At 71.4% G+C, this 25,217-nt stretch carries 17 protein-coding genes and 1 pseudogene; 14 read left to right on the forward strand and 4 right to left on the reverse strand.

From position 1 onward, the window contains the following. Positions 1 to 30 precede the first annotated feature (30 nt). From ABGA99_RS11085 to ABGA99_RS11100, 4 genes are read left to right on the forward strand one after another with little or no spacing between them, the layout of a single operon-like run. Positions 31 to 1,782 carry a fatty acyl-AMP ligase gene (locus tag ABGA99_RS11085; protein WP_347577199.1) on the forward strand — a complete coding sequence of 584 codons (1,752 nt, stop codon included), beginning with the start codon at positions 31 to 33 and terminating at the stop codon, positions 1,780 to 1,782. A gap of 43 nt (positions 1,783 to 1,825) precedes the next feature. Continuing rightward, the gene (locus ABGA99_RS11090; RefSeq protein WP_347577200.1) at positions 1,826 to 3,400 is read left to right on the forward strand and encodes an acyl-CoA carboxylase subunit beta; all 1,575 of its coding nucleotides are present in this window, start codon (positions 1,826 to 1,828) and stop codon (positions 3,398 to 3,400) included. Beyond that, positions 3,397 to 3,615 carry an acyl-CoA carboxylase epsilon subunit gene (locus ABGA99_RS11095; protein ID WP_347582559.1) on the forward strand — a complete coding sequence of 73 codons (219 nt, stop codon included), beginning with the start codon at positions 3,397 to 3,399 and terminating at the stop codon, positions 3,613 to 3,615. Before ABGA99_RS11090 ends, ABGA99_RS11095 begins: the two co-directional genes overlap by 4 nt. Positions 3,616 to 3,637: 22 nt before the next feature. Then, positions 3,638 to 5,428 (forward strand): biotin carboxylase N-terminal domain-containing protein, encoded by a 1,791-nt coding sequence (locus ABGA99_RS11100; RefSeq protein ID WP_347577202.1) that lies wholly within the window; start codon positions 3,638 to 3,640, stop codon positions 5,426 to 5,428. On the opposite strand, the gene ABGA99_RS11105 is transcribed toward ABGA99_RS11100, so the two are convergent. After that, the gene (locus tag ABGA99_RS11105) at positions 5,418 to 6,176 is read right to left on the reverse strand and encodes an alpha/beta fold hydrolase (protein ID WP_347582560.1); all 759 of its coding nucleotides are present in this window, start codon (positions 6,174 to 6,176) and stop codon (positions 5,418 to 5,420) included. The two genes, ABGA99_RS11100 and ABGA99_RS11105, sit on opposite strands and share 11 nt — an antisense overlap. 267 nt (positions 6,177 to 6,443) lie before the next feature. Between ABGA99_RS11105 and ABGA99_RS11110 the strand changes: the two genes are divergently transcribed. The 5 genes and pseudogenes from ABGA99_RS11110 to ABGA99_RS11130 all read left to right on the forward strand — a co-directional run. Next, positions 6,444 to 7,703 carry a cytochrome P450 gene (locus ABGA99_RS11110; RefSeq protein WP_347582561.1) on the forward strand — a complete coding sequence of 420 codons (1,260 nt, stop codon included), beginning with the start codon at positions 6,444 to 6,446 and terminating at the stop codon, positions 7,701 to 7,703. A 38-nt stretch (positions 7,704 to 7,741) separates the two neighbouring features. After that, a complete protein-coding gene (locus ABGA99_RS11115) occupies positions 7,742 to 8,137 on the forward strand; it encodes an SCP2 sterol-binding domain-containing protein (protein WP_347577205.1) in 396 nt (131 codons plus the stop codon). Positions 8,138 to 8,146: 9 nt separating this feature from the next. Next, positions 8,147 to 12,868, forward strand: a complete 4,722-nt coding sequence (locus ABGA99_RS11120; protein WP_347582562.1) for a type I polyketide synthase — start codon at positions 8,147 to 8,149, stop codon at positions 12,866 to 12,868. Beyond that, the gene (locus ABGA99_RS11125; RefSeq protein ID WP_347577207.1) at positions 12,855 to 14,504 is read left to right on the forward strand and encodes a hypothetical protein; all 1,650 of its coding nucleotides are present in this window, start codon (positions 12,855 to 12,857) and stop codon (positions 14,502 to 14,504) included. Before ABGA99_RS11120 ends, ABGA99_RS11125 begins: the two co-directional genes overlap by 14 nt. Before the next feature lie 284 nt (positions 14,505 to 14,788). Then, positions 14,789 to 15,436, forward strand: a pseudogene (locus ABGA99_RS11130) (transposase); the annotation flags it as partial. Between the two features lie 281 nt (positions 15,437 to 15,717). Here ABGA99_RS11130 and ABGA99_RS11135 read toward each other — a convergent pair. The 3 genes from ABGA99_RS11135 to ABGA99_RS11145 all read right to left on the reverse strand — a co-directional run bounded on the left by ABGA99_RS11135 (position 15,718) and on the right by ABGA99_RS11145 (position 19,323). After that, complete coding sequence (locus ABGA99_RS11135) at positions 15,718 to 16,032, reverse strand: 4'-phosphopantetheinyl transferase superfamily protein (RefSeq protein WP_347577208.1); 315 nt, start codon at positions 16,030 to 16,032, stop codon at positions 15,718 to 15,720. Between the two features lie 355 nt (positions 16,033 to 16,387). Continuing rightward, positions 16,388 to 17,725, reverse strand: coding sequence for a cation:proton antiporter (locus ABGA99_RS11140; protein ID WP_347582563.1), 1,338 nt, complete (start codon positions 17,723 to 17,725; stop codon positions 16,388 to 16,390). 833 nt (positions 17,726 to 18,558) lie between these two features. Further along, complete coding sequence (locus ABGA99_RS11145) at positions 18,559 to 19,323, reverse strand: FCD domain-containing protein (RefSeq protein WP_347582564.1); 765 nt, start codon at positions 19,321 to 19,323, stop codon at positions 18,559 to 18,561. Between the two features lie 271 nt (positions 19,324 to 19,594). On the opposite strand from ABGA99_RS11145, the gene ABGA99_RS11150 reads away from it, so the two are divergent. The 5 genes from ABGA99_RS11150 (at position 19,595) to pcaG (ending at position 25,171) form a co-directional block, all read left to right on the forward strand. Beyond that, on the forward strand, positions 19,595 to 21,385 hold the full coding sequence (locus ABGA99_RS11150) for an L-lactate permease (RefSeq protein ID WP_347582565.1): 1,791 nt from the start codon (positions 19,595 to 19,597) through the stop codon (positions 21,383 to 21,385). Positions 21,386 to 21,947: 562 nt separating this feature from the next. Beyond that, positions 21,948 to 22,763 carry a CoA-transferase gene (locus ABGA99_RS11155; protein ID WP_347577212.1) on the forward strand — a complete coding sequence of 272 codons (816 nt, stop codon included), beginning with the start codon at positions 21,948 to 21,950 and terminating at the stop codon, positions 22,761 to 22,763. Further along, positions 22,760 to 23,524, forward strand: a complete 765-nt coding sequence (locus ABGA99_RS11160) for a CoA-transferase subunit beta (RefSeq protein ID WP_347582566.1) — start codon at positions 22,760 to 22,762, stop codon at positions 23,522 to 23,524. Before ABGA99_RS11155 ends, ABGA99_RS11160 begins: the two co-directional genes overlap by 4 nt. A 325-nt stretch (positions 23,525 to 23,849) precedes the next feature. Next, positions 23,850 to 24,620, forward strand: coding sequence for a protocatechuate 3,4-dioxygenase subunit beta (gene pcaH / locus ABGA99_RS11165; protein WP_347582567.1), 771 nt, complete (start codon positions 23,850 to 23,852; stop codon positions 24,618 to 24,620). Beyond that, complete coding sequence (pcaG, locus tag ABGA99_RS11170; RefSeq protein ID WP_347577215.1) at positions 24,620 to 25,171, forward strand: protocatechuate 3,4-dioxygenase subunit alpha; 552 nt, start codon at positions 24,620 to 24,622, stop codon at positions 25,169 to 25,171. The genes pcaH and pcaG overlap by 1 nt, the downstream gene beginning before the upstream one ends. Positions 25,172 to 25,217: the final 46 nt, after the last annotated feature.

Here is a 25,217-nt window from a genome sequence, read left to right on the forward strand (position 1 = left end):
CGAGAATCGCATCCACTTCCGGAGGAGTCGATGACCACAGTTCAGACCGCCGAAGCGGCCGGAGTGGGCACGTCCGCGCAGACCCTGCCCGGGCTTCTCCACCACCGTGCCGTGACCCGGCCCGATCAGGTCGCGTACGTCTTCCTCGCCAACGGAGAGGAACCGGCGGAGACCGTGACGTACGCCGAACTCCACGCGGCGGCGGCCGAACGGGCCGGCCTGCTCGCCCGGACGACGGAACGGGGCTCGCCCGTGGTCCTGCTGTACCCGTCGGGGCTGGAGTTCATCCGCACCCTCCTCGGCTGCATGTACGCGGGAGTGCCCGCCGCGCCCGTGCAGGTCCCCCGGCGCGTGACCGGCGTGGAGCGCATGCGCAGGATCGCGGACGACGCGGGCACCGGCATCGTCCTCACCACCGCCGCGGTGCGCGACGACCTGATGACACGCTTCGGGGACGTGCCCGCGATGAAGGGCCTCACCATCGTCGCCACCGACGTCTCTCCGCCCGCCGGGGCGGACCCGGCGCCCCGCCCCCTGCCCGTCGACATCGCGCTCCTGCAGTACACCTCCGGTTCCACCGGTGATCCCAAGGGGGTGATGGTCAGCCACGCCAACTTCCTCGGCAACGCCCGCGAGATCGACGTCCTGTGGCCCTGCCGGCCGGACGGCGCCGTCGTCTCCTGGCTGCCGTTCTTCCACGACATGGGCATGGTGAAGGGCATCGTGCTGCCGCTGTGGGCCGGGATTCCCTCGTACGTGATGGCCCCGGAGGCGTTCGTCCGTGACCCGCTGCGCTGGCTGCGGGCCATCTCCCGGTTCCGGGGCACGCACTCGGCGGGCCCCAACTTCGCGTTCGAGCTGTGCGTCCGCGCGGCGCGGGCGGGCCGGGACCTCAGCGGCATCGACCTGTCGTCGTGGCGGCTGGCAGGCAACGGCGCCGAGCGGGTACGGGAGCCCACGGTCCGCGCGTTCGCGGAGGCGTTCGGCCCCCTCGGCTTCGATCCGCGCGCCATGTGCCCCTGCTACGGCCTGGCCGAGAACACCCTGAAGGCCACGGGGAGCCGCCCGGACCAGGAGCCCTTCGTGCTGCGGGTGCGTGCCGGAGCCCTGACCGAGAACCGGGTGGAGATGGTGATCGGCGAAGGGGAGCCCGGCAACGTCGTGGATCTGGTGAGCACGGGGATACCCGTCCAGGGGACCCGGGTGCGCATCGTGGACCCGGACACCGGACACCTGTGCCCCCACGGTCGCGTCGGGGAGATATGGCTCAGCGGCCCGTCCGTGGCCCAGGGCTACTGGCGCCGGCCCGCCGAGACCGGCACGGTGTTCCACGCCTGGATCGCGGGCGCGGAACACGAGGGCCCCCACCTGCGAACCGGGGATCTGGGCTTCCTCCACGACGGGGAACTGTACGTCGCCGGGCGCCAGAAGGACCTCGTTGTCTACCAGGGACGGAACTTCTATCCCCAGGACATCGAACTCTCCGTCGAGCGATGCGACCCCGGGCTGCACCCCAACTCCTGCGCCGCCTTCGCGGTGGACGACGGTGAGGCCGAGAGGCTGGTCGTCGTTGTCGAGGCCAGCGGCAGGACGCTGCGCGTGACCGGAGCAGGGACGCTGCGCGCGCGTGTCAGGGCCGCCGTCCACGAGGGGCAGCGGCTCGCAGTGGACGACGTGGTGGTGGTGCGGCGCGGCTCACTGCCCGTGACGTCCAGCGGCAAGGTGCAGCGGCGGCTGTGCCGCCAGCTGTACCTGGACGGCCGGTTGACCCCGGCGAAGTAGCCCCAGGCAGTCACACCCCTTCACGGACTTACGGGAGACGCACGTGGCGACAACCACAACCGGGCGTACCGCGCGGCAGTTGGCAGAACTCGGTCAGCGCAGGGAGGCGCTCTCCGCCCAGTCGGCGGGAGCGGCCCGCGACAAGCAGCACGCCCGGGGGAAACTGACCGCTCGCGAACGCATCGACCTGCTCCTCGACCCGGGCACTTTCGTCGAACTCGACGCGCTGGCCAGACACCGCTGCCACGACTTCGGAATGGAGCAGAACCGTCCCTACGGCGACGGCGTGGTGACCGGCTCCGGGATGATCGACGGCCGCAAGGTCTGTGTCTTCGCCCAGGACGCGACCGTGCTCGGCGGCAGCCTCGGCGAGGTGTTCGGCGAGAAGGTCATCAAGGTGTTGGACCTGGCCATCGAGACGGGCTGCCCCATCATCTGCATCAACGACTCGGGCGGGGCGCGTATCCAGGAGGGGGTCGTGGCCCTTGCCTACTACGCGAAGTTCGCCAAGCGACACGTGGACGCCTCGGGCGTCATCCCGCAGATCTCGCTCATGATGGGGTCGTGCGCCGGGGGCGCGGTGTACGCCTCGGCGGTGACCGACATCATCATCATGGTCGAAGGCACCTCGCACATGTTCGTGACCGGCCCCGAGGTCCTCCAGACCGTCACCGGGCAACGCGTCGACCGGGAGGAGTTGGGCGGCGCGCGGCTCCACAACGCGGTCACGGGGTCGGCTCACCACCTCGCCCAGGAAGAGAAGGACGCGCTGGAGTACGCCCGGCAGGTGCTGAGCTACCTGCCGTCGAACAACATGACCGAGCCTCCCAGATTCCCGGCCGATGCCCCGTCCGCCCCCACCCAGGAGGACCTCGACCTGGACACGCTCGTCCCGGACAATGTCAACCAGCCCTACGACATGTTCCGCGTGCTGCACACCGTGCTGGACGACAGCGAGCTGCTGGAGATCCAGCCGCTGTACGCTCCCAACATCATCTGCGGCTTCGGGCGGATCGAGGGCCAGTCGGTGGGGGTCGTGGCGAACCAGCCCTCACACCTGGCCGGCGCGCTCGACCTGGAGGCCAGCGAGAAGGCGGCCCGCTTCATCCGCATGTGTGACGCCTTCCACATCCCGATCGTCACGTTCGCCGACGTACCCGGGTACCTGCCCTCGCAGGACCAGGAGCGTAACGGCATCATCCGGCGGGGGGCCAAGCTGGGGTGCGCCTACGCCGAGGCCACAACGCCGATGGTCACCGTGATCACCCGCAAGGCGTACGGCGGCGGCTACGCGGTGATGGGCTCCAAACACCTCGGCGTGGACGTCAGCCTGGCCTGGCCGACCGCCGAGATCGCCGTCATGGGTGGCGACAGCGCGGTCAGCGTTCTCTACCGGCGCGCGATCGAGGAGTCCGACGACCCGGAGCAGGCCCGCACGACGATCCGGGAGGAGTACGAACGCACACTGTGCCACCCGTACATCGCGGCGGAACGCGGCTACGTGGACGCGGTCATCATGCCCCACGAGACCAGGCGGCAGGTGGCCCTGGCTCTGGAGATGATGCGGGACAAGCGCAAGACGCGGCTACCGCGCAAGCACGGGAACCTGCCGCTGTGACCGACGTCGCGCTCATCCACGTCTCCGGCGAGCCCACGCCCGAGGAGGTGGCCGCCGTCGTGCTCGCCCTGGCGGCCGTGGCCCGCACCGCCGGGGTCGGCGCCGGCCCTGTGGTGGACGACAGGCATCGGCGCCGATGGAGCCGCCGGGGCGAGCTGATGACCGGTCAGCCGACGCTTCGCGGCGTCGGGGTGTGGCGCGATAGTGCCTGGTAAACGGGGAGAAGAGGGAGTCATCGTGCGCAAGGTGCTCATCGCCAACCGTGGCGAAATCGCCGTTCGCATAGCCCGGGCATGCCGGGACGCGGGTCTCGCCAGCGTCGCCGTGTACGCGGAGCCGGACCGCGACGCCGTGCACGTCCGTGTCGCGGACGAGGCGTTCGCGCTGGGCGGTGACACGCCGGCGGCCAGCTATCTGGAAATGGAGAAGGTGCTGAAGGCGGCGGCTGACTCGGGCGCCGACGCCATCCACCCCGGCTACGGATTCCTGTCGGAGAACGCCGACTTCGCCCAGGCGGTGAGCGACGCGGGCCTGACCTGGATCGGGCCGCCGCCGGATGCGATCCGCGCGCTGGGCGACAAGGTGGCCGCCCGGCGCATCGCGCAGCGGGCCGGGGCGCCGCTGGTGGCCGGCACCAGGGAGCCGGTGGGCGGGTCCGGTGAGGTGGTGGCGTTCGCCGAGGAGAACGGCCTGCCGATCGCGATCAAGGCGGCGTTCGGCGGCGGCGGGCGCGGCCTGAAGGTGGCCTGGACGCTGGCGGAGATCCCCGAGCTGTTCGACTCGGCGGTGCGCGAGGCCCAGGCGTCCTTCGGGCGCGGCGAGTGCTTCGTGGAGCGGTACCTGGACCGGCCGCGGCACGTGGAGACTCAGTGCCTGGCCGACCGGCACGGGAACGTGGTGGTGGTCTCCACCCGCGACTGCTCGCTGCAGCGGCGGCACCAGAAGCTGGTCGAGGAGGCCCCCGCGCCGTACCTGACGCCGGAGCAGAACGCCGAGCTGTACCGTGCCTCCAAGGCGATCCTGAAGGAGGCCGGCTACGTCGGTGCCGGCACCTGCGAGTTCCTGGTGGGGCAGGACGGCACGATCTCCTTCCTGGAGGTCAACACCCGCCTGCAGGTGGAGCACCCGGTGACGGAGGAGGTCACCGGCATCGACCTGGTGGGGGAGATGTTCCGGATCGTGGCGGGCGAGGAACTCGGGTACGACGACCCGCCGGTGCGCGGGCACTCCTTCGAGTTCCGGATCAACGGCGAGGACCCCGGGCGCAACTTCCTGCCGGCGCCCGGCACCGTGACCACCTTCGCGCCGCCGACCGGCCCCGGCGTGCGGCTGGACGCGGGCGTGGAGAGCGGCTCGGTGATCGGCCCGGCATGGGACTCGCTGCTGGCGAAGCTGATCGTGACCGGCGCGGACCGGACGCAGGCGCTGCGGCGGGCGGCGCGGGCGCTGCACGAGTTCCGGGTGGAGGGGATGGCGACGGCGCTGCCGTTCCACCGCGCCGTGGTGACAGAATCGGCGTTCGCGCCCGAGGTCAGCGGCCGGGAGGGCGAACCGTTCGACGTCCACACCCGGTGGATCGAGACGGAGTTCGCGAACGCCATCGAGCCGTTCGGCGGCACGGGCAGGGGGGCCGGAGCCGAGGGCGAGGAGGTCGTGACGCGTGAGACGGTCGTGGTCGAGGTCGGCGGCAAGCGGGTCGAGGTCTCGCTGCCTGCCACGCTGGCGATGCCTCTGGCACGCGCCGGCCTCACAGGTGGCGCGGCACCCGCACGACGCCGTCGCACCACCCGACGCGGCGCGGCGGCCCCTCCGGGCGACACCCTGACCTCACCCATGCAGGGCACCGTCGTCAAGGTCGCCGTGGTCGAAGGCCGAGAGGTCACGGAGGGCGAGCTGGTCGTGGTCCTCGAAGCCATGAAGATGGAGCAGCCGATCTACGCCCACCGCACCGGTACGGTCGCCAACCTGAAGGCCGAAGCCGGCGGCTCCCTCTCCTCCGGCGCCGTCATCTGCCAGATCAAGGAGTGAGATCGCCCCCTGCCCCGTTCCCTTCAGCCACCCGGTGGCGGGGACGGAGGGACGTCAACCGCCACAGGAACGCGCGTATCTCCGCCACGAACGCCGGCTGGTGCAGCGGCATGTGCCCGCCCGGGACGGTCGTCATGGTGAAGCCGGCGTTCGTCTCCCCGGCCCATGCGCGCAGCCCCACCGGATCCGCGAGGGGGTCGTCGTCGCCCGCCGCCGCCCAGACGGGGCAGTCCAGCGGCCCCACCCCGGGCCGCTCGTAGTCCTCGGCGATCTTCAGATCCGCGCGGATCGCCGGCAGGAACAGGTCCGTGACCTCGGGCGTGTTGAGCAGCTCCCGGGGAACGCCGCCCAGGGTGTACAGATGTCGCAGCAGCTCGTCGGCGGGGAGCCGGTGGACGGGAGCCACCGGGTGCGGCAGGGCCGGTCCGTTGCGGCCGGAGACCAGCAGCGCGCGCGGACCCGCCGGGCCGGCCAGCGCGTGGGCCGCCTCGAAGGCGAGCAGGGCGCCGAGGCTGTGGCCGAACAGCGCGTAGCGGCCTGGCTGTTCCCCGCGTATCCGATCGGCGATGTCCTTGACGAGGGTGTCCTTGTCCGCCAGCAACGCCTCCGCCCTGCGTTCGCCGTGGCCGGGCAGTTCCAGGGGGCGGACCCGAGCCGTGCCGGACAGGTCAGGAATCCACGACAGGTAGGCCGCGGCTCTGCCCCCCGCGTACGGCAGGCAGTACAGCGTCAAGCCAGACTGCTTCACGGGAAACTCCCTCGGATTTCTTGGCAGGGCCCATCCGCCTGGATCCTAAAGGCGCGGCCTGCTCCGCGCACCGGCCGGCCCGAGGCGCCGCGCCGATTTCCGCTATGAGTACCGGTCGGTATAGGCCGCAGGTGCCAGGGTGGCAAAAAGGATGAGACACAGTTCATCCATCGGACCGAAGACGGGTGTTGCGGGCCTGACTACTGTCAGGGGGGAACACGGACTCAACAACATTCTCCCAGGCCGCACGTCGCTCCAGGAGCGCCCATGGCAGACATGAAAGATGGCGGTACGCTTTCCGCCGACGAGAAGCTGACGGAAGAGGCCGACACCCTCTTGGCGCAGCTACTGCTCAGCCCGGAGGGTCACAAGGACCCGTATCCGCTCTACGCGGAATTGCGGGAGAAGGCGCCCGTTTACAAGAGCCAGATGGGCTTTTGGATCGTCACCCCCTACGAGCTGGTGAACGAGGTGCTACGGAACCAGAAGGTCGGCCGGGACGCGGAGCTCTTCATGGGCGGCCGGTTCGGCGGTGAGTGGAACGAGCACGCCTCCCTGCGCCGCATGGCCTCCGGTCTGCTCTGGTACAACCCTCCCGAGCACACCAGGCTGCGCCAGGCGGTCAACCACGCCTTCACGCCGCGCCGCGTGGAGGCCATGGACCAGACCATGAGGGACCTGGTCGACGAGTACCTGGAGCCGCTGGCCACCGCCGGCGGCGGCGACCTCCTCAACGAGTTCGCCTTCCCCCTGCCGCTGGCGACCGTCACCACCCTGCTCGGCGTGCCCCGCGACGAGGCACCGGCGCTGCGCGAGCCCATGCAGGCGTTCCAGAGGACGTTCGAGATCGGCCTGACGGCCGACGAACTCCTCGACGCCGACGAGGGCATGGAGTTCACGCAGAAGTACTTCGCCGAGCTCATCGCCAAGAAGCGCGCCGACCCGCAGGACGACCTGATCTCCGCACTCGTCGAACTCGAAGAGGCCGGCCAGCTGAGCGCTGACGAGCTGATGACCTTCTGCAACATGCTCGTCTCCGCGGGATTCGAGACCTCGACCAACACCATCACCGGCATGGTGCTCCAGCTGACCCGCCACCCGGATCAGATGGAACTGGTGCGGGAGAACCGTGACCTGGTCCACAACACCGTGGAAGAGGTACTCCGCTACGACCCTCCGATCCAGATCAACGCTCGCATGACGTTCGAGCCGCTGGAGCTGGGCGGCGCCATGATTCAGCCGCACGAGACGATCATCGCGATCCTGGGCAGCGCCAACCGCGACCCGGAGCAGTTCCCCGACCCGGACCGCTTCGACATCACGCGGCCGAACATCGCTCACCTCTCCTTCGGCGCCGGAATCCATCACTGCGTGGGATGGGCCATGGCTCACAAGCAGATCGGCATCGCGCTCAACGCCATGCTCGACCGCTTCTCCTCGATCGAGGTCATCGAGGAGCCCGTCCACCAGCCGCGCGTGACGATGCGAGGTTTCGAGTCACTCAAGGTCGCCCTGACCACCAAGTGACCCTACCGCCGGAATTTACACCGAAGAGGAGCACTTTCTTGTCCAAGGTACAGTTCCTGACCCCGGAGTTCTTCACGGAGGTGGAGAAGCGGGGGCAGTTGCTTCCGGAACGCGAGAAGATCAACATCACCGTGCAGTACGTCATCCGGGACACACCCGTGGGCGACGAGGTTCGGTATTACTTCCGCATCGTGCGCGGGCGCATCGAGGAGGCCCGGCTGGGAGACGCCGACATTCCCACCTTCACGATTTCCGCCGCCTACAAGAACAGCGTCCGCGTGCAGCAGGGAAAGCTGCACCCGTCTGCCGGGTTCATGACGGGCAGGCTGCGGGCCAGCGGGAACATCGGGAAGCTGATGTCGATGCTGCCGCTCATGCAGTCCGGCGAATTCCAGGGCCTGATGGCGGAGCTACGGACCATCACCGAGTACTGAGAGGGCTTCATGACGTCATTGGTACCCACCGTCGGCACCCCGGACTATCGCGAGGAGCTGGCAAGGGCCCTCGGCACCATCTCGGTGCTCCGGAACGCGCTGGAGGAACGGCAGCGGGCCGCCAGGGAACCGGTGGCGATCGTCGGTGCCGGATGCCGCTTCCCGGGGCGGGTGTCCGACCCGGAGAGCATGTGGCGCCTGCTGACCGACGGCGTTGACGCCATCAGTCCCTTCCCCGCGGAGCGAGGGGACGCGGCACCGTACTACGACCCCAACCCCGAGGCCGCCGCAAAGGCATACGTGCTCGATGCAGGCTATCTGCCGGACGTCACCGGATTCGACGCCCAGCTCTTCGGCATCTCACCGCCCGAGGCGGCGGGCATGGATCCGCAGCAGCGACTCGCGCTGGAGGTCGCCTGGGAAGCGCTGGAACGGGCCGGCATCCCCCCCGGCTCCCTCGGCGGCAGCCGCACCGGCGTCTACATGGGCGCGAGCACCAACGACTACGTGCGGCTGCGCCAGGAGTTCGGCACACCCGAGTCCATCGACCCCTACCAGCTCCTGGGCGAGTCCAGCTTCATCGCGGGACGCATCGCCCACACCTTCGACCTGCGCGGGCCGGTTCAGGTCATCGACACCGCCTGCTCCTCCTCGCTCGTCGCGGTCCACCAGGCGGCTTCGGCGCTGCGCTCCGGGGACATCGACCTGGCCCTGGCCGGCGGCGTCAACGTCATCCTCTCCCCCTACGGCTTCGTCCTGGTGAGCAAGGCCAGGGCGGTGTCGCCGGACGGGCGCTGCAAGACCTTCGACGCCTCCGCCGACGGCTACGCCCGGGGCGAGGGCTGCGGCGTCGTGGTCCTCAAGAGGCTGTCGGACGCCGAGCGCGACGGCGACGACATCCTGGCCGTCATCCGCGGCACCGCCGTCAACCACGACGGGCGCGCCAGCGGCATCTCCGTCCCCAGCGGCCCAGCCCAGCAGGACGTCATCCGCGACGCCCTGCGGGACGCCGGCGTCGCACCCGGCCGGATCGGGTACGTCGAGGCCCACGGCACCGGGACACCGCTGGGAGACCCCATCGAACTCCGTGCCCTGGACACGGTTCTGGCGGACAGCGGCTCCCCCGCCGGGGCCGACCCCGTGTACATCGGCTCGGTGAAAACGAACATCGGCCACTTGGAGGCCGCCGCGGGTATCGCCGGCCTCATCAAGGTACTGCTGGCCGTCCGTCACGGCCGAGTCCCGCCCAGCCTGCACTTCACCCGCCCCAACCCCAACGTCGACTGGCGCGCCATGCGGCTCAGGGTGGCCACCGAGCTCACCGACTGGCCGTCGCGCCAGGGGCCGCGCGTCGCCGGGCTCAGCTCCTTCGGCGCCAGCGGCACCAACGCCCACCTGGTGATCGAGCAGGCCCCGGCCCGCGAGGGCGGCGAGGTCCACGAGGTCCACCAGCGCCACCAGGACGAGCCGGCCCAGGAACCCGCCCCGGCCACGGACGCCCGCCCGGCCCATCTGCTCCCGCTGTCCGCCCACTCCGAGGTCGCCCTGCGCGACCTGGCCGACCGGTGGGCCGCCTTCATCAAGGGCCGGCCCGAGGTCCCGCCCGAGACGCTGACACGCGCCGCCACCCTCCACCGTGACCACCACCGTGTGCGGACCGCCCTCGTCGCCGGCGACACCGCCGGGCTCGCCCGGGGGCTCGGAGAGCTGGCTCAGGGCGTCGGCGGACAGCGGGCCCGCCGTGCCCTGCCCGGACACCGTGCCAAGGTGGCGTTCCTGTTCACGGGGCAGGGAGCCCAGTACACCGGCATGGGCCTGGAACTCCACCGCGGCGAACCGGTGTTCCGCAAGGCGCTGGAGAGCTGCGCCGAGCTGCTGGGCACCCGCCCCGAGGAGCTGCTGTCTTCGCCGCACTCGGCCGAGGACACCGCCTGGGCGCAGCCCGCGCTCTTCGCCGTGGAGTACGCCCTCGCCCAGCTGTGGCTGTCCTGGGGCATCAAGCCGGCCGCCGTGATGGGCCACAGCGTCGGCGAGTATGTGGCGGCCTGCGTGTCCGGCGTCCTGTCGCTGGAGGATGCCGTCCGCCTGATCGCGTTGCGTGGCAGGCTCATGGCGTCGGTGACCACGCCGGGCGCCATGGTGGCCGTGCCGCTGAGCGAGGAAGCGGCCGCGCAGGTCATCCACGCCGCCGAGGGGCGCGCCGACCGCGTGTCGATCGCCGCGGTCAACGGCCCCGAGTCGACGGTGCTGTCGGGCGCGGCCGACGCCGTAGACGAGATTGTGACGGAACTCACCGAGCGGGGTGTCGCCCCCAGGCGGCTGAAGGTCTCCCACGCCTTCCACTCACCGCTGCTCGACGCCGTGCTGGGCGAGCTGAACCAGGCGACGGCCACCACGCCCCACGCCGCGCCGGCCATCCCCTTGGTGTCGAACCTCACCGGAGAACTCGCGACGTCCGAGACCCTGGCCGCGCCCGGCTACTGGTCCCGCCACGCCAGGGAGGCCGTCCGCTTCGCCCCCGGCATGCGTGCCCTGTACGACAGCGGCGTCACCGCGTTCGTCGAGGCCGGCCCGGGCCGGACCCTGCTCGGCCTGGGCGCCACCGCGCTGGGTGACCCCGATCTGATGTGGGTGCCGTCGATCCGCCAGGGCCGCCCGGAAGTGGCCGGGATGCTGACGGGCCTGGGCCGCCTCTACGAGCACGGCGCCGCCGTGGACTGGCCCGCGCTCCACGGCACGGGCCCGGCCTCCTGCGCCGACCTGCCCACCTACCCGTTCCAGCACGAGGCGTACGACGTCGTCGTGGACCGGAGCGGCGGGCCCCGGCCGGGCCGGGCCGCCGCTCCGGCCGGCGATTCCGTGCGCTTCGAGATCCGCTGGGAGGCCACCCGACCGGCAACGGCACCGGCGTCGGGCGACCCCGCCCCGGGCCGGACGCTTCTGCTGGCCGACGGATCAGGGCTGGCGGGCCGGCTCGCAGAGAGGCTGACCCGGCTGGGCGGCGAGTGCCATCTCGCGGTGCCCGCCGACACTCCGGACGCCGCCCAGGCCGGCGCCACCGGAACCGTCCACCGTGTTCCGCCGGGTGACGGGAAAGCGCTGCGTGCACTGCTGCGCTCGCTCGGCCCGCTGGACCGCGTCATCCACCTCTGGGCGCTGGACGTGCCGCCCGCCGGCCAGGCGACCGCACGAGATCTGGAGAACGCCCAGCGGCTGGGCGCCGAGAGCGTGCTGCACCTCGTCCAGGAGATCACCGACGGCTCCGCCGGAACGTCGCGGCTGTGGCTGGTCACCCGGGGAGCGCGCAGCACGGCCGCGGCCGACCGCCCCGAGGGACTGGCCGCCGCCCCCCTGGACGGCCTCGGCAAGGTCATCGCGCTGGAGCACAGCGAGCTGTGGGGCGGAAGCGTCGATCTCGACCCGGCCGGGGGCGACGCGGAGCATGAGGCGGACCGCCTCACCGCCGAGATCCTCAGCCCCGGCCACGACGACGCGGTGGCTCTGCGCAGCGGTGCTCGGCTGGTCCCGCGCCTCGTCCCGGCCGCGGCCTCGCCCACGCCCACCCCGCCGGTGGTCCGCGAGGACGCCTCCTACCTCATCACGGGCGGCCTGGGCGGCCTGGGGCTCACCATCGCGGACTGGCTTACCGGCCTCGGCGCACGCCACCTCGTGCTGACCGGCCGCGCCGGGCTGCCCGACCGCGCCACCTGGGAGGACCCCGGGCTGCCGACCGCGGTGCGCGACCGCGTCGAGTGCGTCCGCGCCCTGGAGCGGCGCGGCGTCACGGTGACCGCCGTCGCCGCCGACGTCTGCGACGCCGCCGCCATGACCGACGTCCTGCGGGGCATCGAGGAGACCGGAAGGACGCTGCGCGGCGTGATCCACGCCGCGGGTACGGCCGGCGCCGCCCTGCTGCGGGAGCTCACCCCCGCCGGGCTGCACGACGTGATGCGCTCCAAGGTCACCGGGGCCTGGACGCTGCACCGCCTTCTCGGCGACGCCCCTCTCGACTTCTTCGTCGGCATGTCGTCGATCGCCTCGGTGTGGGGCTCGGCGGACCTCGGCGCGTACGCCGCGGCCAACCAGTTCCTCGACGCTCTGGCCGCCTACCGCCGAAGCCAGGGGCTGGCCGGCCTGAGCGTCAACTGGGGCCCGTGGCACGTCGCCAGCGGACTGGGCGGCGACGAACTGCTCCGGCGGCTGGAGGCGAACGGGCTGCGCACCCTGGCCCCCGACGTGGCGCTGGGGCACCTCGCGGACCTGCTGGCGCAGGGCACGACGCAGGCCGTGGTCTGCGACGCGGTGTGGCCGACGCTCAAACCCCTGCTGGAATCCCGGCGGCCGCGTCCGCTGCTGGACAGGATCAGCGACGACCTCGCCGACGCTGGCGACGGCGGTCGGTACCTGGCCGGGCTGCTGGCCGCCGAGCCGGACGAGCGCGAGCGGTCGCTGGGCCACTACCTCCGCGAACGACTGGCCGAGCAGCTGGGCGTACCGGCGGAGGAGTTCACGCAGGACGCCAGCCTCGTCGAGCTGGGCTTGGACTCGCTCGGCGTCGTACAGCTGCTGAACCGCTTCCGCGGCGATCTGGGAGTCCGCCTGGACGCCAGGGTCTTCTTCGAGGAGCCCGCGCCCCGGTGGCCACGCTTGCTGGCCACCGAGATCGCCCGGCAGCACAAGAGCGACACGGCCACCGACGCGCCAGGGGAGACTCGCCATGACGCCGCCTGACACAGCCAACGCCATCGAAACCCATGCTGATGCCGGCGTTGACGTCGCCATCATCGGCACCAGCATCACCGCGGGCATGCTGGCCGCGGCCCTGGCGCGGGGCGGCGTGAGCGTCCTGGTGCTCGGCCCGGACGGCCCCGTCCGTCCGCACTCGGGGGAACTGAGCGTCCCCGGTACGTCCTTCTTCTACGAGCTGATCGCCGAACGCTTCCAGGTTCCCGAGATCAGGGCCCTCGCCGTCGCCCAGCGGGTCCGCGAGGAGGTCTCCGAGGGCAGCGGCGCACAGCGCACCTTCGGCTTCGCCCACCACACGGCCGGCCGGCCGCACGAACGGACACAGGCCCTGCAGTTCAATGTGCCGTCCGAGCACGGCGACAGCGTGTACTACCGGCCGGAGGTCGACGCCTGGACGCTGGCCATCGCGGAGCGCTGCGGCGCGCGGGTCCACGGCTCGGACCGGGTGGTGAAGGTCGCCGACGAGGGTGACCGGGTCCGGCTGGTGCTGGCGTCAGGGGAGGAACGCCGGGCCCGCTGCGTCGTCGCCACCGACGGGCCGGAACCCGCGGTGGTCGAGGCTCTGGGGGTCACCGGGGAGCCCGGTCGGGCGCCGACCCGGATCATCGGCGCGCACGCGCGCGACGTGCGGCCGTACGACGACGTCGTCCGCTGCCTGGATCGCTCACGCCCCTGGTACCAGGGCACCCTGCACCACCTCTTCGACGGGGGGTGGCTTCGCGTCACGCCGCTGCGCAATCACGACAACCAGCCGGAGCCCGGAGCGTTGACCAGTGTGGAGCTGTGCCTCGACGCCCGGCGTCATCCGGCGGGTGACGGCGACTGGGCGGAGTTCATGTCGCACGTGGCGCGCTTTCCCTCCATAGCCAGCCAGTTCGAGTCGGCCTCGCCGGTGCGCGAGTGGCATGCGGAGAACGTTCCCTGGCAGGCATCGGCCATGGCCGCGGACCGGATGCTCCTGCTGGACCGGGCCGCCGCGGACAGCGCACCGCTGCTGGGCCACGATCTGTACACCTCGGCACAGGTGGTCTTCACCGCCGCGAACGACCTGCTGGAGATGGTGCGGGACGGGGACTTCACCGCCGCGCGGTACGCCTACCTCGAACGGCTCCAGCGGGGGATCGCCCGCCGGCAGAGCCGTCTGACCGCCATGGCCTTCGCCGCCTCCACGGACTTCATGCTGTGGAACGCCGTCTCCCGGGTCTGGCTCCTGGGCACGATGGTGGACGCGCTGACCGTCAAGCGGGGCACCAAGTACCTGCGCGCCGGGGACCGCCGGACCGCGGACGAGGACCTGCGCAGCCGGGAGCCCGAGGCCGGGCGGTCACACCAGCCCCTCGCGCTCTACGACGCGCTGCTGGACCGGACCGCCGCGGAGTGCGAGGCCGCCCGCGATGGCCGGCTGACACCGGCCCAGGCCGCCGCCCGGATCTTCGAGCACATTCGCGCGGAGTCCTTCATTCCGCCGGTCTATGGCTTCGGGAACCCCTGGGACCGGGAGTACGCCCTCAGGTTCCGCAACCGGCTGCGTACGCTGCGCTGGGTCAGGAAGGCCCCGCCAGAGGTCCGGCGCCTGGTGCTGTCGTACGGCGTCCGCGGCAAGGGAAAGCCCCGCGACTGAGGGGGGCCGAGCGGGTCTCAGGAGGCGGGCCGCGCAGTCCGGCCGCCCGCTGGCGCCGCGAGCCGGCCGAGTTCCCGGAGCCGGTCCAGCGGGAGATCTACGACGCCCCGCAGCTCCGGGTCGAGTATCGCAGCCGTGCCTGCTGGGTCTACGACGGGGTCTCGATCAACGCGATGCGCCGGCCCGCCCGGCAGCGCGAGACGGTCCGCTTCGAGGCGATCTACAAGCACCACCTGCTTCTTCGCCGGCCCGCGGTCCGGCGCGTCCCACGTCTGGACAGAGCGCGGGGCCGACGGCTGTTCTACTCGGTCGGCATGGTGATCACCGAGCAGGTTCACAGCCACGTCCTCAACATCCCGGCACCGGCCCGGACCCCGGCCATCGAAGGGGACGGCGAGATCCGGGACGGCCCCCGGGGCCGCCGAACTCACCGGCGACCTCATCGCGGGCCGGCCGAAGGGCATGCGGCTGATCGCCATGCGGAGAACGGCCCCGTCCCGGAGCCCAGTTGAGGATCAACGACGCGTACGGCATGCGGATCACGTGCTTTGCCACCAACACCGCCGACCGGACCACCGCCGAACTCGAACTCGAACTCCGCCACCGACTGCGAGCCCGGGCCGAGGGCCGCATCGGGCCGCCCGCGCGACCGGACTGCGCAACCTCCCCCTGCACCACACCGCCCAGAGCGGGGTCTGAATGGAGATCGTCCAGATCACGCTCGACCTGCTGGCCTGGATGCCCATACCTGCCCTGACGGCAAGGCCGGACTCCGGGAGCCCCGGCGCCTGCGGCTGCGCCTGTTCACCGCGGCCGGACGGTTCGTCACCACCGGCCGTCGGCGGATTCTCCGCCTCGCCCGGCACTGGCCCTGGACCGGCCACATCACCGCAGCCCTTGACCGGCTCACCCAACTGCCCGACCCTGGCTGACCAGCGGATTCCGCATCCCTCCGACAGCACCCCCACACCCGGAGCAGTGGAACCCGCCGCCCGATCGAGACGACCCTCGAGCCATCGGCCTGCCCACCCTCAGCCCACGGCACGAAAACCGTCCACCGACTCCATCGGCGGACCGCCACGAAACATCGAGGTGGGCCTTGGGCATGAGCGACTTCGTGAGGTGTTCACGGTGGCCGGGATCCGCGAGGATCAGTTACCGCCGGGTGGTGCAGCCGGTATCGGCCGAGGCGACTCGGCCGGTGACCAGGAAGTCAACGGTGCCGAAGCAGATCGCCCAGGGCGGGGCGCAGCACACGGTATCGAGCGGGGCCTGGGGCGTCCGGAGCGACGACCGCGCCGCCTCTCTCGGCCGGCCACACCTCAAGCCGTGCCAGGCCGCCCGCGAGGCCGGTGCCGACCGCCTGGAGCACCGCCTCCTTCCGCGCCCGGCACCGGTAGAAGCGACTTCGGCGCTCCGGCTCGCCGGCACCGCCGGTGACGTAGGAACGCTCCGCCGGCGTCAGGCAGGAGCCGACCATCGAGTTGAACGCCCTGATGGCTCTGACCTGTTCGATCTCCGCACCCACCCGCCGTCCCTCGGGATCGATCGCCAGCAGCCAGGCGGAGCGACTGCGCGATTGACTGAAGCGGAGCGCGGCGGCGGGGGCCAGGACGCAGGGCGGGCCGTGCCGGAGGTCGCCGCAGCCGGGGCAGGGTTTCGCGGCCGAGGCGGAGGGATGTCGGCGCGCACCCGAGGACGTCCGCGAGGGCTCGGCGTACGGCGGCGTGGGCGCAGACGTAGCGGTCGCACCCGGCTGGGTCCAGGAAAACGCCGCGCCCGGTCGCGTTCCTCACGCGACAGCACCGTCCAGTCGGTCTTCGACGGCCTCCCCGCGACACCGCGCCAGAGCAGGAGCGGGCCGATCCGGCCAGGTGCCGGGGTCACGCGGGCGGTTTCGCGAGTGCGGCCGACTCGGTGGCGCTCCCGACGGGCTCCGTGGGGGCCGCGGGCTCCGTGGGAGCCGCGGGTTGCGCGGGCGCAACGGTCCGGGTGATCTCCAGCCGGTGCAGCACCGGTCCCGCCATGGCCGTGGTGAACAGCGCCATGACCACCATCATGGTGAACATCTCGGTGTTGATGATGCCCAGTTGGTGCCCGACGTCGAGAATGATGATCTCGGTGAGCCCGCGGGTGTTCATCAGCGTCGCAAACGCCCCGGCCTCCCTCCACGACATTCCCGCCACCCGCGCCGGCACCAACGTCCCGGCGTACTTGCCGAGGACGGCGACGAAGAGGATGAACCCGAGGTAGGCCGCCCCGCCGAAGCCGAGCGTGGTCACATCCACCGACATCCCAGTGACGATGAAGAAGACGGGCAGCATCAGTGTCATGGTGCCGGTGAAAGGTATCTCCAGGCGCCCGTGCAGGTCGTGCCGGCTGTCGCCGCCGCGCGGCATGACGAGGCCGAAGGCGAATGCCCCGAAGATGGCGTGAATCCCGATCCAGGAGGTCAGCCACGCGGAGAGGTAAACCCCGGAGGCGGTCAGGACGAGCAGGCTGGTCCCGTGCGAGGCACCGCCGTAGCGGTCGGCGACGTACTTCAGCAGTGGCCGCACCCCGACGGCCATCACCAGCGCGTACGCCGCCGTGAGGCCGATGACGAAGAAGAAGTCGCCGGTGCCGCCCGACCCGGCGACCGCGATCACGATCGCCAGTAACGCCCAGGCCAGCACATCCCCGATGGCGGCACAGACCATCGCCGTCGACCCCACACGCGTCCTGCCGAGCCCGCCGTCCTGGATGATCCTGGCCAGCACGGGGAAAGCGGTGATGGCGAAGGCCGTGCTCACGAACAGGACGAAGGCGACGGTGTGCTGTCCGCTCCCGGCATAGGGTCCGGCGAGCACGAGAGCCGCTCCGGCTCCGATCACCAGGGGCACGGACATGGAAAGCAGCGCCAGCGTGCCGATCGACCGGCTGCGGCCGCGCAGCCGGCCGAGGTCCATCTCCCAGCCGGCCATGAACATGAACAGCAACAGGCCCACGTGGGCGACGGCGGAAAGCATGGGCAGGGCGCCACCGGGGAAGATCCGCTCGGGCAGGTTCCCGGGCAGGAGGCCGAGGAGGCTCGGCCCGAGCATGATGCCGGTGGCGATCTCGGCTACGACCGGCGGCTGGCGGAACCTCCTGCTCATCCTGGCGACCACATGGCCTGCGAGCAGCACGATGGCCACGTCGGCCATCGTCACGACTTCCAGCGGGAGGTCATCCGCTGCCATCCGTCCTCCAGACATCCGTCCCGGTGCGGTCTCCCATAGACCCTGGGGGAGGATTCTGCCCGCGATCCCGAAACGGGCACATTGGCAATGAGACGGAATCCCGTTCTCACATATCAGCATTCATGAGGGCTCCGGCGGTGCGGCACACGGCAGAAGTGATGAATTCTCGCCCCGCGCCTTCTCGGTGGCGCCAGGGCATGGCAAACTTTCTTCCCGGTCGCCGTCGGTGCCTTTCTGTTGTTGACAAGCCCAAGTACCCGTCGGCACCCACTGTGCGTCGGCCGCGTACGAGCACGCCATACTGGAACTTCTGAAGAACTACGGGGCGGGGAACTTCGTGGATTCGCCCGGAGCGAGGACCAGGACGGACGCCGTCGTCGACGCTCTTCTCGCCGACTGATGCGCCTCCGTGCCGATTCCATCGGCTCGCCGGATAAAGGCAACGACAACCAGTCACCCGCACAGGGCGACTGCAGGTCGTCGCGTCGCCAAGCGCCGGGGTGAGCGGGCACACCACGGGCACCCGCGGTTCTCGTGACGGCACCGACGGACGCAGCCGACGCCGGTGCGATGCCGGTGCCGGCATCCGGGCGGATCAGCTCGTCGACCCGGTGGGCGCACAGGCGCCACCGCATGCTGCGTGGCAGCCTCCTCCTCGCCGCAACCCGGCGAACGCAGCTCCACGCTCTGCCACGGCCAACGCGGCCGCGTCGCACTCGCCCGCGCTCTGCGCAGCGGTCTGCTGTCGGACTTTCTCGTGCGGGTTCGCCCCGTGTGCCAGACGCCGTGAACGTGTTCGTGCGCCCCGACCCGAGGCGCGGTCGGCGCCCCCTTCAGCACGCAGGCGGGGTGCGGGGCATGGACCGGTTGAGGGTCTGGGATGCGATGCGGTGGAAGCCGCGGATGTGCCGGTCGACTTCGTCGGCGGCCCGGTCGGCGTCACCTTGCGCGATGGCCTCGTAAAGCGAGCGGTGCTGGCGGCGCAGCGCGTTCAGCACGGCGTCCGCATCGGCCAACTGCTCGAAAGCGTGGAGGAGAGTGTGCCGGATCGCCCCGCGGATCGCGGTGGTGAGGGCGGTCACGAGCCGGTTGTCCGCCGCCTCGGCCAGCGCCATGTGAAAGTCGGTGTCCAGGTCGTTGAACCGGTCCAGCGGCAGGGTCTCGTCGTCCATGCGGTCGAGGAGTTCGCGCATGCGGGCGAGATCGCTCTCCGTTGCCTGCGAGGCGGCCAGGGAGGCGCTCGCCCGCTCCAGCGCGACGCGGGCCTCCGTGATCTCGTCCAGGTCGAAGTTCGACAGCGCGACATGGACGCGAAGCAGCCTGGAGAGGCCGGTCGTCGGAGTGCCGGCGATGACGCTGCCGGAGTCGCGACCGGTGCCGACCCGAGGCCGGTGCAGGACACCGTGTGCCTCCAGCACACGGAGCGCCTCGCGCACGGCCGCCCTGCTCACCCCGAGCATCGAGGCGAGGTCCCGCTCGGGCGGGAGGCGGTCGCCGATGCGCAGATCGCCGGAGAGGATCTTCTCCTCCACGCGGTCGACGACCTGCTCCCACGCGCGAGAACGGACCAGTGGCTGCCAGCCGGTGGCCTCGGGCACTGCCTCCCCCTCCCTCGGAAGAAGCCAAAGGCGGCCGTCACCCGCCCTATTGACACCTGATGAGGGCAATCCTACGGTCCCACCGATGCTTGGTCCGACCAAGGTCACCCACGAGCCGCGCGACCGAACCGGGACGTGAGCCGGGAACCGGTCGAACGGCTGTCGCCCCCGCAAGGGAGGTAGCCATGGAGAACAGTCCCCCGCCCCACAGTTCTGCCCGGTGGATGACCGGCACCTGGATCGCCACCGGCGGCGCCGGAAGGCGCACCCCGTGCTGACCGATAACCTCGCCGTTCTGAGCCTCCTTGCCCTGGCCCCGGTCCTCCTCGTGGGGGTACTGCTCGTCGGGCTGCGCTGGCCCGCCACCCATGCCATGCCCGCCGGCTACGTCCTCGTCGTCGTGATCGCCATGGTGGCCTGGGAGGTCGGGGCCACCGAGGTGGTCGCCTCCTCGGTCCAGGGGCTGATCATCGCCCTCACCCTGCTGTACATCGTCTTCGGTGCCCTGTTGCTCCTGGCGACGCTCGACGCCAGCGGGGCCCTGCGGACGATCCGTTCCGCGTTCACCCGGATCAGCCCCGACCGCCGGGTGCAGGCGATCATCGTGGGCTGGCTGTTCGGCAGTTTCATCGAGGGCGCCTCCGGGTTCGGTACGCCCGCGGCGGTGGTGGCCCCGTTGCTGCTTGCCCTGGGTTTCCCGGCGATGGCCGCCGTGATGGTGGGGCTGATCATCCAGAGCACGCCGGTGAGCTTCGGGGCCGTGGGCACGCCGATGCTCGTCGGTGTCAACGACGGGCTGAGCGGTTCCCCGGCCGTTGAGGCCCACCTGGAGCGTGAGGGTACCGTCCTGGCCGATTACGTGCCGGAGGTCGCCGTCCAGGTCGCGCTACTGCACGCGATCATCGGTACTCTTGTGCCGCTGTTCGTCGTCTGCCTGCTGACCCGCTACTTCGGTACCCGCCGCAGCTTCGGGGAGGGCCTGGCGATCGCGCCTTTCGCGTTGTTCGCCGCGCTCGCCATGACCGTTCCCTATGTGGCGGTCGCGGTGCTGTTCGGTCCGGAGTTCCCCTCGCTCCTCGGCGGGCTCGTCGGCCTGTTCATCGTCATGATCGCGACCCGGCGCGGCTTCCTGCAACCCGCACGGCCCTGGGACTTCCCTCCGCGGGAGCGCTGGCTGCCCGAGTGGACGGGCACCGTGCAGCCCGACATGCGCGAGGCCACCGCAACGGACATGCCCGTGGCCAAAGCATGGCTGCCCTATCTGGTGGTGGCCTCGCTGCTCGTGCTCACCCGGCTTCCCCAATTGCCGCTCAAGGAATGGCTGTCGGGGATGTCGATCGAGTGGAACGGCGTCCTCGGCACGGGGGTCTCCCAGGCAGTGGAGCCGCTCTTCCTACCGGGGTTCATGTTCCTGGCGACCATCGGGTTCACCTACCTGGTGTTCCGCATGAAGCGCCGCGAGATCGCTGAGTCGTGGCGAGTGGCGGGTCGCCAGATCGTCGCCGCGGGGGTGGCGCTCCTGTTCGCCGTTCCTCTCGTCCGGGTGTTCATCAACTCCGGCCCCGACTTCAACACCACGGGGCTGGACAGCATGCCCCTGACCCTCGCCACCGGAGCGGCGGACCTCGCCGGCTCGGCCTGGCCGATGTTCGCGCCCTGGGTCGGCGCGCTCGGCGCATTCGTGGCGGGCAGCAACACGGTGAGCAACCTGATGTTCTCGCTCTTCCAGTTCTCGACGGCAGAGCAGATCGACGTCAGTCCGACGGTTGTTGTGGCCACGCAAGCGGTCGGCGGCGCGGCAGGGAACATGGTCACGGTCCACAATGTCGTCGCCGCGTGTGCCACCGTAGGGCTCATCGGCAAAGAGGGCCACCTCATCCGCAAGACGGTCGTGCCGATGATCTACTACTGCGTCGCCGCGGGCATGCTCTCCTATGTCTTCATCCACGGCGTCGGCCTCAACGCGGGAACTCTCGGCCTCGCCCTGCTGCTCGCCGTGCTCACCGCGCTGGCCATGCGCGCCCGGCGACACGCGACTGCCGACGGACTCGCGGACAGCTGATGCCGATCAGTGGGCGACGCACGCTCAGGAGGCGTTCGCGGAGCCGGGGCTGGTGGAGTCGTGGTCGACGCCCCCTGCGGCCGGCGGTGCCGGAGTACCGGCGCCGGACTCCAGCCGAGGTAGCACCTACCGAGGTGCAGCCGCGAACCTGACGGCCAGCCAGTTGCCGACGGCCAACGGATGCCCCCACCGAAGCCGAGACCTGCCCCACCGGCTCCAGCACCACCAGTTACGCCTACGACGCGGACGCAACCAAACCCAGGCCGGCGCCCGACCCTACGCCCCGCACGACTGCGGGCCCAGAACGTGGAAGACCAGCCTGGGGCCGCCACCGACGGGGCCGGTACCGCATCGGCCCGTACCGCACCGCCCGTGAGGCGCTTGTCGAAGCCGGTGATGATCGTCTCCCCCTGGACGGTCATCGGCTTCGCGTGAATGTCCCATTCAACCGGTTCCCCCCTGTTGACCGGGACTTGCGGGCGGGGGCAGACTGACTGACCTACCGCTATTGAAATAAACTTCACTGGACGAACATGACGTGAGTGCGGGGAAGTGAGGGGACATGGCCGAGGTCCGGACGCTGCGGGATGCGGTCGGCGAGTTGATCCACGACGGCGACACCGTCGCGATGGAGGGCTTCACCCACCTCATCCCCTTCGCCGCCGCCCACGAGGTCATCCGGCAGGGCATCACCGACCTCACCCTCGTGCGCATGACCCCGGACGTGATTTACGACCAGCTGATCGGCGCCGGGCTCGTCCGCAAGCTCATGTTCTCCTGGGGAGGGAACCCCGGGGTCGGCTCGCTGCACCGGTTCCGGGACGCGGTCGAGAACGGCTGGCCGCGGCCGCTCGAGCTGGACGAGCACAGCCACGCCGGGATGGCGAACCGCTACGTCGCAGGAGCGTCGGGGCTGCCGTTCGCGGTACTGCGCGGCTACGCGGGGACGGGGCTGCCGGACCGCACCGGGACCGTCTCGACCGTGCGGTGCCCCTTCACCGGTGAGGAGCTGGCGGCCGTCGCCGCCGTCAATCCGGACGTGACCGTGATCCACGCCCAGCAGGCAGATCGAGACGGCAACGTCCAGATGTGGGGGCTCATCGGGGTGCAGAAGGAGGCGGCGCTGGCCGCACGGTGCGTGCTGGTCACCGTCGAGGAGATCGTCGACAGGCTCGAACCCAGACCCGGTGCCGTGGTGCTGCCGGGCTGGACGGTGACCGCCGTCGCCGAGATGCCGGACGGCGCCCACCCCTCGTACGCCGCGGGTTACTCGCAGCGCGACAACGACAGCTACCGGGACTGGGACCGCATCGCGCGCGACCGCGACGCCTTCACCGCCTGGCTGGACACGCACGTACGGGAGAGAGCCGTCCGATGAGCGGCTGGACGAGCGACGAGCTGATGACCGTCAACGCCGCGCGCGCCCTCGCGGACGCCAGGACCTGCTTCGTCGGCATCGGCCTGCCGAGCGCCGCGGCGAACCTCGCCCGGCGGACCGCCCGTCCGGACCTGGTGCTCATCTACGAGTCCGGCACGATCGGATCGAGGCCGACCCGGCTGCCGCTGTCCATCGGCGACGGCGAGCTCGCCGACACCGCCGACGCCGTGGTGTCGGTGCCGGAGATGTTCAACTACTGGCTCCAGGGCGGACGGATCGACGTCGGCTTCCTCGGCGCCGCCCAGCTCGACCGGTACGCGAACATCAACACCACCGTCGTCGACCGCGGCCCGGGCCGGCCGCAGGGCCGGCTGCCCGGCGCGGGCGGGGCGCCGGAGATCGCCGCGAGCTGCGGCGAGGTCCTCATCGTGCTGCGGCACTCGCCCCGCAGCTTCGTCGAGCGGCTGGACTTCGTCACCTCCGTGGGCCACGGCTCGGGGCCGGGGGACCGCCGCCGGCTCGGGCTGCGCGGCAAGGGCCCCACCGCCGTCATCACCGACCTGGGCGTGCTGCGCCCCGACCCGGCCACCGCCGAGCTGGTCCTGACCGAGCTGCACCCCGGCGTGACCGCGGAGCAGGTGCGGGCGGCCACCGGGTGGGAGCTGAGGACCGCCGACACCGTCGGCACCACGGTGCCGCCCACGGCACAGGAGCTGAGCGCGCTGCGGGCGCTCAAGACCGCGGGGAGGGCAGCGGCATGAAGACCGACGGCCTCAACGACGTCGACATCGTCGGCGCCGTCCGCACCCCGGCCGTCACGTGCGGCGGCGCCCTGTCCGGCATCCGCCCGGACGACCTCGCCGCCCGGGCCGTACGGGCCCCGGTCGACCGGACGCCGCGGCTCGGCCCTGTCGATGCCGTGGGGAAGGCACCGGCGCGGGCCGGGCGGGACTTCGGCCATCGCCTCCGGCGCCCGGCTCGCCGTTGCGGTCGCCCACCGGCTCGCCGCCGGCACCGGGCTCGCCGTCCTGTGCACCGGCGTCGGCCAGGGCCTCGCCCTCGTCCCGGAAAGGCAGGTGACCGCACATGACGGAACCGTTGACCCAGGCCGACATCGGCGCCGAGATCGCGCAGGCGCACGACGCCTACGCCAAGGCCGTGGCCGGCGGCGCCCCCGTCCGGCACCACCCCGACCGCGGCTACGCTCCGTACCGCAGCGGCGCCTTGCGGCACCCCCGGCACCCGCTCGTCGGCCTGGACGATCCGGAGGCCGTCGAGCTGTCCGGGCCGGTGTTCGGCGTCACCGACGTCACCGAGCTGGACAGCGACCTGACCCGGCAGCACCAGGGTGCGCCGCTCGGCGAGCGCATCACCGTCACCGGCCGCGTCCTCGACCGGGCGGGCCGTCCCGTACGCCACCAGCTCGTGGAGCTCTGGCAGGCCAACGCCTCCGGCCGCTACGCGCACCAGCGCGACCAGCACCCCGCCCCGCTGGACCCGAACTTCACCGGCGTCGGCCGCTGTCTGACCGACGACCGCGGCGAGTACGCGTTCACCACCGTCAGGCCCGGCGCCTATCCGTGGCGTAACCACACCAACGCCTGGCGGCCCGCCCACATCCACTTCTCGCTCTTCGGAACCGCGTTCAGCCAGCGCCTGGTCACCCAGATGTACTTCCCGGGAGATCCGCTCTTCCCGCACGACCCGATCCTGCAGTCCGTCACCGACGACGCGGCCCGCGAGCGCCTGGTCGCCGCGTACGACCACGAGCTGTCCACGCCGGAGTGGTCCCTCGGCTACCGCTGGGACATCGTCCTGGACGGCCCCGCCGCCACCTGGATCGAGGAAGGCCGCTGATGTCCCTCCCCCCGACCCCGTCGCAGACCGTCGGCCCCTTCCACGGCTACGCCCTCCCCTTCGCGGGCGGCGGCGACCTCGCCCCCGCGGGACATCCCGACGCCATCGCCGTCCACGGCTGCGTCCGCGACGGCACCGGGGCCCCCGTGCCCGACGCCTTGGTGGAGATCTGGCAGCCCGCCCCCGACGGCTCACGGCGCGGGGCGCCGGGGTCGCTGCGCCGGGACCAGGTCACCGGTGCCGTCATCGGCCGCGACGGCGTGCGCTTCACCGGTTTCGGGCGCATACCGACGGACGCCGACGGGCACTACGCCGCCCGCACGCTGCCGCCGGGCGGAGTCCCGTACCTCTCGGTCGCGGTCTTCGCCCGCGGCCTGCTGCACCACCTCTACACCCGGATGTACCTCGACGACGCGGCCGACGGACTGCTGTCCTCGCTCCCGCCGGACCGACGCGCGACGCTGATCGCGGCCCGGGAGCCGAACCGTACGTACCGCTTCGACATCCGCCTGCAGGGCGAAGGGGAGACGGTGTTCCTTGACCTCTCCTGACCACGCGGCGACACCACCCGGCGCCGGCGCGAGCCGCGCCGGCCAC

It is taken from the genome of Streptomyces sp. B5E4 (genome assembly GCF_039871555.1).
Classification (GTDB): Bacteria; Actinomycetota; Actinomycetes; order Streptomycetales; family Streptomycetaceae; genus Streptomyces.